The following is a 12,557-nucleotide window of genomic DNA, read 5'->3' as shown; positions in this document are numbered from 1 at the left end:
ACGTGGAGGGTCGCGGTCGCATGGGCGTTCCGCCCGAAGGGTAGTCAGGGGGAAACCCAACGTAACCCTTTGAGGGAAAGATTCTCGTGGAACCCACCCTGCCGACTCCGACCGTCGACCGCCGCACCGTGGCCGCTCTCTTCTCCCGGCTGCGCACCAGGAAAGGCCAGTCGAATCCCCGGCCTCTGTACACAGAACTGAGGAATCTCGGGGATATCTTCCCCTCCCCCTGGGGCGGACACCTCGTCACCTCGTTCGCTCTCTGCGACGAGGTGATGAGGAGCAGAACGTGGAAGGTGCCGGATACACAGTGGAGGACCAGCCAGGGCAACGCCGCCCGTTGGAACACACCGGCCTCGCTGCAAACGGCGAAATCGCTTCCCATGCTCAATCCGCCACACCATACGAGAGTGCGGCGCTCGGCGGGCAGCATGTTCGACCGGGCCAAGCTGGCAGAAATAGAAGTCTCGATCGCGAAGAACGTCGAGAAGGTTCTCGATGATTTCGAGGACGGGCTGCTCAAGGGCGACTCGGATTTCGCTTCCCTGGTCGCCGAGGAGCTCCCCGTCAGATCGATCGGGGAATGGCTGAACCTCCCTCCGGCCGATTATTCCTGGCTGAGGTCCCTGACCAACGATCAGACCCTCAGCCAGGAGTTCTTCCCGTCCCCCAGCCAGTTGGCGCGGGCCGACGCGGCGGCCGGCGGCCTCCAGGAGTACTTCACCGCAGTGGTGCGCGAGCGTCGCCGGACGCCGGGGAGCGATCCGATCTCCTCGTGGATCGCCACCTGGGACACGCTGGAACCGGACCGGGAGAAGGCCGACGCCGAGGCGCACGCCATGGCGGTCTTCGTGATCGTCGCCGCGCTGGAGACCACGGAACACCTGCTCTCCGGCATGGTCCGGCTGCTGCTGGAGCACCCCGGGCAGCTGGACCGGCTGCGCTCCCACCCCGAGTACGTCCCGCACGTGGTCGACGAGACCTTGCGGTACGACCCCGCCATCCACGCGATCAGCAGGACGGCCCCGCACGACCTCACCCTGGGGGGCACCTTCATCCGCGAGGGTGAGATGGTGCAGCTGATGGTGGGGGCCGCCCAGCACGATCCGCGGCAGTTCGAGGAGCCCGAGAACTTCGACGTCAGCCGGAAGCCGTCCCATTTCGGCTTCGGCAGCGGAATCCACTACTGCCTCGGCGCCCCGCTGGCGCGGCTGGAGGGCACGCTGCTGCTGAACTCGATGCTCAGGCGAATGCCCCGGCTCCGGATCAGCGAACCGCCGGCCTGGGAACCCCGGGTCTCGTTCCGCCGGCTCAACCACCTCGTGCTGGCGGCGGCCTGAGCGGGTCACCCGAAGAGAAGAACCGTTTCATCGTGCCCGTCCCCGGAAGCGCCCAGCCCCAGAAACCGTCCGTCAGGAATCAGGAAAATGATCGATGATCTCAAGACCCTGCACGTCGAGTACGACGATGCGGTGGTGAGAGTCCGGCTGAACAGTCCGGAGACCGGAAACGCGCTGTCCGGACTGCTCCTCGACGAACTCATCGCCGTCCTCGGCGCACTGGACGACCACCCCACGGCCCGCGTGCTGATCCTCTCCGGAGCGGGCGCCGACTTCTGCCTCGGCGGGGACCGGACCGAGTTCCCCTCGCTGCTCTCCCCGGAGACCGGCAACGCGGGCATGCGCGCGCTCGCCAACAAGGCGCGCCGGATGTGCGACCTGCTGGCGAACACCGGGGTCGTCACCATCGCGCGGCTGCACGGAGGCGTGGTGGGGGCGGGGCTGGGGCTCGCGGTCTTCTGCGATCTGCGGGTGGGAGCGGACACCAGCCACTACCGGATACCGGAGCTGGGCCTCGGGGTACCGCCGGCCTGGGGCGGGATCACCGCCCGCATGCTGTACGAGACGGGCGCGGCCCGGATCCGCGAACTGCTCCTCACCGCCGAGAAGTTCGACGCCGCCCGGGCCGCCGAGCTGGCCATCCTGCACAAGGTCGTGCCGGAGGACCAGCTCGACGCCGTCATCGACCGCTGGACCAGGCCGCTGCTGCGCCGGTCCCCTTCGGCCCTGCGCAGCACGAAGGCCATGCTGAACGCCTACGCGGGGGCCCACCGCCTGGGTGACGCCACCCTGTTCGACGCCGAGCTGCTGACCGCCTCCGTCGCCGCGGCCCAGGCGGCCCGGGGCCGCTGACCCCGCCGCTCACGGAGCCCGGGGCCTGGACGCGCCCTCCGACGAGGTGGACGGATCCGCCGCGCTTCACCGGAGCGGGCGCGCACGCCGATGTCCCGTTCGGAAGAACCGGGCCCCGGCGCGCCGTTCGAAGAACCGGCCCCCGGGCCCCGGCGCGCGATTCGAAGCGCCGGGCCCCGGCCGGGCCCTTCGGAAGCGCGCGGCCCCGGCCCGGAACGGCTCCGCCCGGCAGCACACGGGGGCCGGTGCCCCGTCGACGACGACGGGGCCGGCGCCCCGGACTCCGCACCCCCTCACCCGTGACGACGCCGGGACACGGGCGGTGCGACCGCGGCTCGGCCGGCCCCTGGACCGCCCCTTGACGGTCGAACGCCCCTCGGGCGGACGAGGGGGACACCCGCCCTCGCGCGTCCTCCGCAGGCCCGCCACCGCCCCGGTGCCACCGGCACGGTCGTCCCTGCCCGCCCCTCCCCCGCCGGGCCGGCCCGGACGGAACCACCACCGGGGTACGGACCTGTGGGGAGCCGCTCAGGACCCCTGCTCGCGCGGGCGGTGAACTCCCGGTGACCCGCGGCGACGCGTATCCCCGCCGCCGCCCAGCACGTAGGGCCGCCGCCGCGTACGTACCCCCGCGCCCGCGCACGTACGGCCGTCGTCCCACCCGCGGGGAGAGCTCCGGTCCCGGTCCCGCCGGGACGCCGGGACCGGTGGACCCCACGGGGCCGGATCCGTACGCCGCCCATCGCCCGCGCCCCTCACCGCCCGTGCCGACGCACGCCGCATCGGCTCCGCGAGCGGCCGGTACGGACGGTCCGGACTCCCGGTGTCCCGGCCCACGCCGCCCCCACCGCCGGGCTACTGCCCCCGCGCACCCGCACCCGCACCGGGACCGCGACGACCGTGCGACGGGGCCGCGAGGTCGGCGCCCCCGCCCGGGCCGGCCCCGCACCTGGTGCCGGTCGCGGTGGCGCTGTCCGCGTGCGCGGCGCCGTGGAGCGAGCGGGCGTACGGCGGCCCGCCCCGCGCGGTTGAGCTTGACAGGCTCGGCCCACGGTGACCATCATTCCATTAATTGACTAATGGAATTGAGGCGAGCGCGTGACGGACATGAGCAATCCGGGCGGCGGTCCGGGGAACTGGGCCCTGGAGGCCCGCGGGCTGGGGAAGCGCTACCGGCGCGGATGGGCGCTGCGGGACTGTTCCTTCCGGCTGCCGGCCGGGCGGATCTGCGGCCTCGTCGGGCCCAACGGGGCGGGGAAGAGCACCCTGCTGGGCCTGGCGTCCCGTCAGGTGGTCGCGAGCCAGGGTGAACTGCGCCTGTTCGGGGTGCCGGTGGGCGACCCCGAGGTGATGCCCCGGTTCGCCTTCCTCGGGCAGGACAAGCCGATGTACAAGCGGTTCACCGTGGCGGAGACGCTGCGGATCGGCAGCGAGCTCAACCCCGCCTGGGACGTGGCGACGGCGGAGCGGATCGTCCGGTCGGGCGACGTGCCGATGAACGCGGCGGTCGGGACCCTCTCCGGCGGCCAGCGCACCCGGGTCGCCCTCGCGCTGGCCTTCGGGAAGCGGCCCGATCTGCTGCTGCTCGACGAGCCGATGGCGGACCTCGACCCGCTGGCCCGCGACGAGATGAGCACCCTGCTGATGGCCGAGGCCGTCGAGCGCGGCACCACGGTGGTGATGTCCTCCCACATCCTGGCCGAGCTGGAGGACATGTGCGACTACCTGCTGGTCGTCGCCGACGGCAGGGTCCGGATGGCCGGTGACGCCGACGCACTGGTCCCGGCGCACGCCCTGGTGACCGGACTGGCCGAGAACGGTGGCCTGCCCGCCGCTCTCGCCCGGCACACCGTCATCGAACAGCGAGTCCAGGGGCGGCAGTTCCAGGCGATGCTGCGGACCGACGGCCCGCTGTCCGGTGACTGGCAGGTGGCCGAGCCCAGCCTGGAGGAAGTGCTGCTCGCGCACCTGCGCTCGCCGGACGCACCCCCGCTGTACACGCCCGGCGCGCAGATCGAGACCGAAGGGACCAGGACCGCATGAGCACGACCCTGACCGGCACCCCGACCGCACGCACCGCCCGTCCGAGGCTGCTGCGGGGACTGACCTGGCTGGTGCTGCGCCAGCACCGCACGACCCTGGCCTGCGTCCTGGCCCTGGTGGTGCTCGGCTCCCTGTGGATCGTGTACCAGCGCGGCCAGCTGATCGATCTGCTCGACGCCGCCGGCTGGCCCGAGAAGTCCGTACCGCAGCCCGTCGTGGGCGAGAGCTACAACAGGCTCACCTCGCTGCTGGGCCTGCTGCCCGGCATCCTCGCCGTCTTCCTCGGCGCCCCGCTGATCGCCGCCGACCAGGAGCAGGGCACCGCGCAGCTCGTCACGACCCAGTCCGTGACGCGCCGCCGCTGGCTCGTCGCGAAGCTCGGCTGGTGCCTCCTGATCACCCTGGTGGCCTGTTCGGTGCTCTCCGCGGTCTTCACCTGGTGGTGGCGGCCCTACCGTTCGGTCCTCCCCGGCCACTGGATGGACGCGGGGGTGTTCGACACGACGGGCCCGGTGCTGCCCGCGCTCGCCCTGTTCCTCACCGCGGCCGGTGTCACCATCGGCATCCTGCTGCGCCGGGTCCTCGCCTCGATGGTCGTCACCTTCGTCTTCTGCGTCGCCGCGCAGACCGGCTGGAGCATGTACCGGGACCTGCTGGGCACGCCGCGCACGATCACCTATCCGCTGGACGGCGCCATGCCCGCGTCCCTCGACGACTCGTACGAGCTGGACCGCTGGGTGGGCAGCGCCGACGGCCACCTGTACGGGTGGGGCTCCTGCGCCGAGGCGACCGAGAAGGCCACGGACGCCTGCCTCAAGGAGAAGGGCATCGTCAACAACGTCTACGAGTACCTCGACCCCGGCCAGATGGCGGCCATGCAGTGGGCCGGCGCCGGCATCCTCCTGGCCGGTACGGCCGTCCTGACCGTGTTCGCCCTGTGGTGGACCTCCCGGCGCCCCCTGTAGGGGGATCCCCGGTCCTCTACGTAAAGTGTCGCTCATCGAGCGGAAGGTGATGTCCGTGGTCGTGTTCCGCATCGACCGGCGCAGCGGGGTGGCGACGTACCTCCAGATCGTCCGTCAGGTCGAACAGGCGCTGCGCATGGGTGCGTTGGAGGAGGGTGACCGGCTGCCCACGGCGGCCCAGGTCGCCGCCACCACCAAGGTCAATCCGAACACCACGCTCAAGGCCTACCGGGAGCTGGAGCGTGCGGGGCTGGCAGAGGTGCGCCAGGGGGCGGGGACCTTCATCACCCGCACCCTCGCGGAGCCCGGGGACGGCCCCGAGTGGCCGCTGCGCACCGCGCTGCACGCGTGGCTGCACCAGGCGCGTGACGAAGGCCTGGGCGGCGAGGAGGTCCAGGCCCTGTTCCAGGCCTCGTTCGGGACCGTCTTCCCACCGGCTGCGGAGAACTGAGCACCCGGGACCCGCCGGAACGGCCGGATCCGACCGATTGTGACCAGGTCGATCCCGTTTTTGCGGGGACAAGGTGTGAAGAGTGCGCGAGGATCGGGCGGAGAACCGGCCGGGTGCCGGTCATTTCCTCCGCACTGCCGGCGCGGCAGTCATCATCCTCGGGGACCCACGTGCGAGTGAAACGAAGAATATGGGCCACGGCCGCCGTCGCGACGACGGCCGTGGCAGGTGTCCTGGTGTTCGAAGGGGTGACCGGCACCTCGGACGTACCCGACGGCATCGGCGCCACGTCAGGTCCGGTACGGACCGAGGTGCACCACGACGCCCTGAAGGTCTCGGCCGACGGGGCGAACGCGTCCCTGCGACGGGACAGCACCGAGCCGTTCAGCATGCTGGGCGTCACCTGGACCGATCCGTCGGCCGAGGTGAACGGCACCGTCGAGGCGCGCACCCGGTCGGTCCCCACCGGCGACTGGTCGGCCTGGCTGCCCATCGACACCGAGGTCGACGGGCGTACGGAGGCCGGCCGGCCCGGGGTGCGCGGTACCACCGAACCCCGCTGGGTCGGCCCCTCCGACGGCGTGGAGGTCCGCGTGTCCGCCGGAAAGGGCACCACCGCCGGGCTCCCCGCGGGCCTGCGGCTCGACACCGTGGACCCCGGCAAGGTGTCCGGGTCCGCGGCCGAGCCCGCCGCGTACGCCGTGGACGCGCCGGACGAACCTCCGGCCGACCCCACCGACACGCCCCCCGCACCGGAGGACACCCCGTCCGCCGAGCCCTCCGAACCGGGCGCGGGCGAGACGACCGGCCCGGCGGCCGAGGAGCCCGGCCCCAGCGCCACGGCGGACCCGCCGGCGAGCACGGAGCCCACGGACGGCGCCTCCCCCTCCGCCCCGGCCGGGTCCCCGTCCCCCACGACGGGGCCGACCACGACCCTGCCCCCGGCGCTGCCGTCCACCGCGCCGAAGCCCCCGATCGTCACCCGGGCCGGCTGGGGCGCCGACGAGTCCCTCAACGACGAGGCACCGGACTACATGGCCACGGTGAAGGCCGTGTTCGTGCACCACACGGCCCAGACGAACGCGTACTCCTGCGCCGACTCCGCGGCGATCGTCCGGGGACTGCACGCCTACCACGTGCAGTCCAACGGCTGGAAGGACCTCGGCTACAACTTCCTCGTCGACCGGTGCGGCACCGTCTTCGAGGGCCGCAAGGGCGGTGCGGACCGCGCGGTGCAGGGCGCGCACACCTACGGCTTCAACCGCGAGACGGCGGGCATCGCCGTCATCGGGATGTACACCGACGAGGCCGCGGCGACCGCCGCGACGACCGCGGTGGCCAGGGTCGCCGCGTGGAAGCTCGGCCAGTACGGGTTCAGCCCGTCGGGCACGACCACGCTGACCGCGGGCGCCGACGGCACCAACTACACGGGCAAGAAGTTCACCGCGGGGACCGCGTACTCCTTCGGCCGGATCTCCGGGCACCGTGACGGCTTCAACACCCAGTGCCCCGGCACCCGGCTGTACACCCAGCTGCCCGTGATCCGCACCTACGCGGACGGCCCCGTCGCGGGTCTGACGGTCAAGTCCGTGACCGGAGCGGCGCTCTCGGGAGCGAAGTACTACACCAAGGCGGACATCACCGTCGGCTGGTCGGCGACCACGCCCGCCGTGTTCGTCACGAGGTACGAACTGCTGGTGGACGGGAAGCCGGTCGTCTCCACGGCGGGCAGCGCCTCGTCCGCCAAGGCCACCCTGGCCGTCGGCACGCACACGGTCCAGGTGCGTGCGACGCACCGGTCGGGGAAGACCTCCCTGTCGGCGGCGGCCACCGTGGTCGCCGACCGCACGGCCCCGGTCTTCTCCACCAAGCCCGCCCTGTCGCTGCGCACCGGCACGGTGAACACGACGGCCGTTCCGCTCACCCTGCGATGGAAGGCGTCCGACGCCGTACTGCTCAGGGACGTCCGCCTGACCGCCCCGGTGGCCAGGACCTACGGTCCGACGGTCACCAGCGCCTCGCACACGGCGAAGTCCGGCGTCGCGACGAGCTGGAGGACGACGGCGTACGACCTGGCCGGCAACAGCGCGGCCGCCTCGGTCGCGGGCACGCCCGTCATCCTCCAGGAGTCCGCGGCGAAGAAGACCGGCACCTGGACCACGAAGTCGTCGTCCAGCTACCTCGGCGGCGCGTCGTACGCGAGCGGCACCAAGAACGCCTCCCTGACGTGGACGTTCACCGGCCGCTCGGCCGCCTGGGTGGTGTCCCGGGCCTCGACCTCCGGGCAGGCGTACGTCTACGTGGACGGGGTCAAGGCCGCGACGGTGGACCTGAAGTCCTCCGCCACCGCCTACCGCCAGGCCGTCTGGACGAAGTCCTGGCCCGCCTCCGCCAAGCACACCGTCAAGATCGTGGTGGTCGGCACGAAGGGCCGGCCCACCCTCACCACCGACGGCCTGGTCTACCTCAAGTAGCCCCGGCCGCCCCGCCGTACCGGACCGGCACCCGCCGGTCCGGTACGGTCTCAGGCCTTGTTCTGCGAGGCCCAGAACTCGTCGAAGGTCAGCTCACCGTCGCCGTTGGCGTCGTGGGCGTTGATGACGGCCTGGGCGACCGTCTCGGTGACGTAGGGGTCACCGAGCTGGGCCATGGCGCTCTTGTACTCGGCGGCCGTGATGCGGCCGTCGCCGTTCTGGTCGAAGCGCTCGAATGCCGTACGTGCCGACTCGATGTCCGCCACTGTTCCGCCCCTTCGTCATGCGTCGTTGACGGGGGTCAGATTATCCGGCCGCCCGGACGGCCTGACCGGCGGGCGAGGGTGCCGGACCGGACCCGGCGCCGTCAGCGGAACACACCGGTGTGGCCCAGTGAGTAGCGGCCGGGCTGCGGGTAGACCGCCAGTCCGTGCGGGCCGCTGCCGACCGGGATCCTGGCGATCTGACGGCCGTCGGAGGTGTCGATCGCGTACACCTCGGCGTCGTAACGCCCGGAGAGCCAGAGCACCTTGCCGTCCGCCGAGACTCCGCCCATGTCGGGGCTTCCGCCGTCGGGCAGGCGCCACTTCGCGGTGAGCTCGCGCCGCGCGAAGTCGAAGACGGACACGGACCCCTCGCCCCGGTTGGAGATGTACATCACCTTGGAGTCCCGGCTGACGTAGAGGCCGTGGGCGCCCTTGCCGGTCGGCAGCAGCTCCGGGGTGGTGAACGCCTTCCCGTCGAGCACCCACACGCCGTGCGCCATCATGTCGGCGATGTAGAAGGTCGTGCCGTCCGGGGACAGCTTCACGTCCTGCGGCATCGCCCCCCGCATCGGCAGCTTCTGCCGCGCGACGACCTCCATCCGCCGGGTGTCGACCTTGAGCAGTTCGCCGGAGAACTCGCAGGAGACGATGAAGTACCGGCCGTCCGCCGAGAAGTCCGCGTGGTTGACCCCCGCGCAGTCCACCGGCAGCTTCTTCTCGGTCTTCATGGTGTGCGGGTCGCGGAAGACCAGCTCGCGGTCCATCGAGGCCATGACGACGGCGTACCGGCCGTCCGGCGTGAAGTAGAGGTTGTACGGGTCGGAGACGGCGAGCGTCCGCCCCGCCTTGCCGGTGGCCGGGTCGATGGCGGTCAGGCTGTCGCCGACGTCGTTGTTGACCCAGAGCGTCTTCAGGTCCCAGGAGGGCACGACGTGCTGCGGCTGCTTGCCGACCGGAATGGTCCCGACGACCTTGTACGTCGCCGGGTCGATCACCGACACCGTGTCGGAGTTGGTGTTGGGGACGTAGACCCGGGAGGGGAAGTCCTTGACGGCCGGGGCGAGTTCGCCGGCGCGGTCCGCCGCGTAGATGTTCTCCGGGTCGAGCACCGGAGGCATCCCGGGCAGGCCGGGCGGGGGCGCCGTCCGGTCCGGCGGGGCGGCGGCCTCGGTGCGGGAGGGCCCGGTCCGCGCCGGGCCGGCGGGGGCGGCGCAGGCGGCGAGCGCGGCGACGAGCAGGGCGGCGGCGGTCAGGGCGCGCGGGGAGGGAGGCATCAGGTCAACAGCTCCGTGGTGGTCACCGCGCGCAGTCGGCGCCGGTCGATCTCGGTGAGGAGGAGGGGCAGCGCGGCGATGGTGTCCCGGTAGCCGAAGTGCAGGCTCACCACCGAACCGTTGCGGAGCTCGCCGGCCACCTTGCGGGTGACGGCGGCGACCCCGGGCGAGGTGAAGTCGAGGGAGTCCACGTCGTAGGACAGGACGTGCGGGTATCCGGCCCGGCGTGCGAGGTCCTGGACGAGGGGGGTGGCGCGGCGGGCGCGTGAGGGTCTGAACCAGGTGCCGATGGAGCCGGTCAGCCGGCGCAGCCGCCGGGCGCAGCCGGTGATCTCCTCGTACGCCCGCGCCCCGTCCATCGCGTTGATGTCGAGGTGGCTCTGGGTGTGGTTGCCGAGGTCGTGGCCGCCGTCCAGGATGCGGCGGGCCATGCCGGGGTGCTCGTCGAGCCAGCTGCCGACGGCCAGGACGGTGATCCGGGCGCCCGCCCGCTCGGCCTCGCCGAGGACGGCGCGGGCCAGGGCGGGGTCCCCCTGGCCGTGGAAGGTGAGGGCGACGCCGGGACGGCCCCGGGGGCCGTGCTCGATCTGGACGGGCTGTCCGGGGAAGCCGCGCGGGGACGGGGCCGGAGCGACGGCACCGTGGGCCTTCGGGACCGCGGACGTGCTGTCGGCGGCGCCGTCGGCGCTCTGCGGCCTGCGGGCCGGTGACGGCGGGGCCCCGGCCTGTGCGCAGCCCGCCGCCGCGACGCCTCCCAGGAGGGCTCCGGCCGCCGTGCGCAGGGCGCCACGGCGGGGCACCGGTGTCCAGCGACCGTCCATGGCCGTCCACCTCGCGGATCGGTTCGGGTCCTGTGTCCCGGGTTGCCCGGGACCGGGACACAGTAAGGCGGAGGGGGCCGGAAACCCGCGTTGCCGGGCGTGGCCGATCCCGGGAGGTGATCAATGAATCACTCAGCGAAGCTGAATAAAACGTAAAGAATGCCAGGCGAGTGACCCAACACACCTGCGATTCCCAACCTAAATGGGCAGCTTTGAGCTAAATGCCTGATTTACGGCTTTGGATGCGGGGTCGCCCGTCTGCCATAGTCGGTGACGCGACCTCCTCCGACCCGGGCCAGGTCCCCCGTGCGACCGTGGACACACCCCCCATTCCACGGTCCCCTCAGAAGCCCCCGACGCGCCACACCCAGGCCGGCCGGGGGCTTCTGCGTGTCAGCGGTCGGTGGTGCGCATCTCGAACCAGGTGGTCTTGCCGCGCGGTAAGAGGTCCACGCCCCACCGGTCGGAGAGCTTGTCCACCAGAAACAGACCGCGGCCGCTGACATCCATCTCACGGACAGGCATCAGGCACGGCAGTCCGCGCGACGGGTCACGCACCTCGATCCGGACCCAGCCCCGACGGCGGAGCATCCGCAGGCCGAATATCCGCGCCCCGGTGTGGCGCACCGCGTTGCCCACCAGTTCGGAGACGAGCAGGACGCCGTACTCGGCTGTCTGCGGGGGGAGTTGCCACTGGTGCAGCATCACGCACGCGGTGATCCTGCGGGCGGAGGCCGCGGACTCCGGACGCGAGGGGAGCCGGACCTCGCCCTCCGTCGGATTCCCGAACAACTCCAGTGCCTTGAACGCCTGTTCGTCTTCGACGACAGACATCGAGCGCGCCGCCGCAGCGTTGCTGCGCGGCCGCGGCTGTTCCACACCCTCCAGGCCCGCCATGCCCCCCATCATGGCCGCACAGAACGCTCTCCGTGACCGTTCCGACGGAATCCCTTGCCCGGAACCAGTCATTCCGCGCCGGTTCTCTGGCATATGCCAGAGGCAGAACGGAGGCCCCCTCGGACATGCCCACCTGCGGCGACCCGAGAGGGCCCGGTAATTGCACGGGCCGGGCGGAGGCCGGACCTTAAGGTTGCCTTAAGGTCCCGCCGAACCGCTCGCACGGATGAACGCGTGCCCGTGCACGCGGCTCACCCCCGGTCAGACGAATTCGGCCTTGCCCGGGCCCTCCTCCACGAAGCTGCGCATGCCGCGCTCGCGGTCCTCGGTGGCGAACAGGCCGGCGAACCAGTTCCGCTCGACGGTGAGCCCGGTGTCGATGTCCGTCTCCAGTCCCGCGTCGACGGACTCCTTGGCGGCCCGCAGCGCCAGGGCGGGCCCCCGCGCGAGGCGCGCGGCCCAGGCGTGCGCCTGCGCGTACACCTCGGCGGCGGGCACCACACGGTCCACCAGGCCGATCGACAGGGCCTCGTCGGCCTTCACCTGACGGCCCGTGAAGATCAGGTCCTTGGCCTTGGAGGGGCCCACCAGACGAGCCAGGCGCTGGGTGCCGCCGGCGCCGGGGATCAGCCCCAGCAGGATCTCCGGCTGGCCGAACTTCGCGTTGTCGGCGGCGATCCTGTGGTCCGCGCAGAGCGCCAGTTCGCAGCCGCCGCCCAGGGCGTAGCCGGTGACGGCCGCGACCACGGGCTTGGGGATGCGGGCCACCGCGGTGAAGGCCTCCTGGAGGGCCCGGGAGCGCACGACCATGGCCGCGTGGTCCATCGCCCGCATCTCCTTGATGTCCGCGCCCGCCGCGAACACCTTCTCGCCGCCGTAGAGGATCACCGCCCGTACGTCGTCGCGCCGGCCCGCCTCCTCGGCGAGCTCCCGCAGCCGGTCCTGGACGGCGACGTCCAGGGCGTTCATCGGCGGACGGTCCAGCCGGATCGTGCCGACGCTGTCGCTTACTTCGAGGGTTACGGTCATGGGGAGCAGGTTAACCAGGACTAACGCGGGCGGGCCCGGTGCCGTTGGTCACAGCACCCGGCCCGCCCCCCCACCCCCAAACGGCGGGGGCCGACTTTGTCCACTACGCCCAGTGCATGTTACAGCCGTTGAGGCCGTTGTCCGG

The 12,557-nt window shown here is 72.1% G+C and carries 11 protein-coding genes; 6 read left to right on the top strand and 5 right to left on the bottom strand.

Features of this window, described 5'->3' with window-relative positions; translation table 11 throughout:
- Window positions 1-86: 86 nt before the first annotated feature.
- The 6 genes from ACFVS9_RS04155 (at window position 87) to ACFVS9_RS04130 (ending at window position 8,125) form a co-directional block, all read left to right on the top strand.
- Window positions 87-1,340, top strand: a complete 1,254-nt coding sequence (locus ACFVS9_RS04155; protein ID WP_383117665.1) for a cytochrome P450 — start codon at window positions 87-89, stop codon at window positions 1,338-1,340.
- An 87-nt stretch (window positions 1,341-1,427) separates the two neighbouring features.
- A complete protein-coding gene (locus ACFVS9_RS04150) occupies window positions 1,428-2,192 on the top strand; it encodes an enoyl-CoA hydratase/isomerase family protein (RefSeq protein WP_389929905.1) in 765 nt (254 codons plus the stop codon).
- Window positions 2,193-3,299: 1,107 nt separating this feature from the next.
- Complete coding sequence (locus ACFVS9_RS04145) at window positions 3,300-4,235, top strand: ABC transporter ATP-binding protein (protein ID WP_389930085.1); 936 nt, start codon at window positions 3,300-3,302, stop codon at window positions 4,233-4,235.
- Window positions 4,232-5,200 carry an ABC transporter permease gene (locus ACFVS9_RS04140; protein WP_383117667.1) on the top strand — a complete coding sequence of 323 codons (969 nt, stop codon included), beginning with the start codon at window positions 4,232-4,234 and terminating at the stop codon, window positions 5,198-5,200. The genes ACFVS9_RS04145 and ACFVS9_RS04140 overlap by 4 nt, the downstream gene beginning before the upstream one ends.
- Window positions 5,201-5,249: 49 nt before the next feature.
- Window positions 5,250-5,651, top strand: coding sequence for a GntR family transcriptional regulator (locus ACFVS9_RS04135; protein ID WP_383117681.1), 402 nt, complete (start codon window positions 5,250-5,252; stop codon window positions 5,649-5,651).
- A 170-nt stretch (window positions 5,652-5,821) separates the two neighbouring features.
- Window positions 5,822-8,125, top strand: a complete 2,304-nt coding sequence (locus ACFVS9_RS04130) for an N-acetylmuramoyl-L-alanine amidase (protein WP_389929903.1) — start codon at window positions 5,822-5,824, stop codon at window positions 8,123-8,125.
- 50 nt (window positions 8,126-8,175) lie between these two features.
- On the opposite strand, the gene ACFVS9_RS04125 is transcribed toward ACFVS9_RS04130, so the two are convergent.
- The 5 genes from ACFVS9_RS04125 to ACFVS9_RS04105 form a co-directional block, all read right to left on the bottom strand.
- The gene (locus tag ACFVS9_RS04125) at window positions 8,176-8,391 is read right to left on the bottom strand and encodes an EF-hand domain-containing protein (RefSeq protein ID WP_389929901.1); all 216 of its coding nucleotides are present in this window, start codon (window positions 8,389-8,391) and stop codon (window positions 8,176-8,178) included.
- Between the two features lie 101 nt (window positions 8,392-8,492).
- Window positions 8,493-9,665, bottom strand: coding sequence for a beta-propeller fold lactonase family protein (locus ACFVS9_RS04120; RefSeq protein ID WP_389929899.1), 1,173 nt, complete (start codon window positions 9,663-9,665; stop codon window positions 8,493-8,495).
- Window positions 9,665-10,486, bottom strand: coding sequence for a polysaccharide deacetylase family protein (locus ACFVS9_RS04115; RefSeq protein WP_383117671.1), 822 nt, complete (start codon window positions 10,484-10,486; stop codon window positions 9,665-9,667). The genes ACFVS9_RS04120 and ACFVS9_RS04115 overlap by 1 nt, the downstream gene beginning before the upstream one ends.
- A 393-nt stretch (window positions 10,487-10,879) precedes the next feature.
- Window positions 10,880-11,395: an ATP-binding protein gene (locus tag ACFVS9_RS04110; protein ID WP_383117672.1), complete on the bottom strand. Its 516-nt coding sequence runs from the start codon at window positions 11,393-11,395 to the stop codon at window positions 10,880-10,882.
- A 249-nt stretch (window positions 11,396-11,644) separates the two neighbouring features.
- The gene (locus tag ACFVS9_RS04105; protein WP_389929897.1) at window positions 11,645-12,412 is read right to left on the bottom strand and encodes an enoyl-CoA hydratase/isomerase family protein; all 768 of its coding nucleotides are present in this window, start codon (window positions 12,410-12,412) and stop codon (window positions 11,645-11,647) included.
- Window positions 12,413-12,557: the final 145 nt, after the last annotated feature.

Source organism: Streptomyces sp. NPDC058008 (assembly GCF_042886395.1).
In the GTDB taxonomy this organism is placed as follows: domain Bacteria; phylum Actinomycetota; class Actinomycetes; order Streptomycetales; family Streptomycetaceae; genus Streptomyces.
Note: the sequence above shows the minus strand (reverse complement) of the source record. Positions and strands in the feature narration are given on the sequence as shown.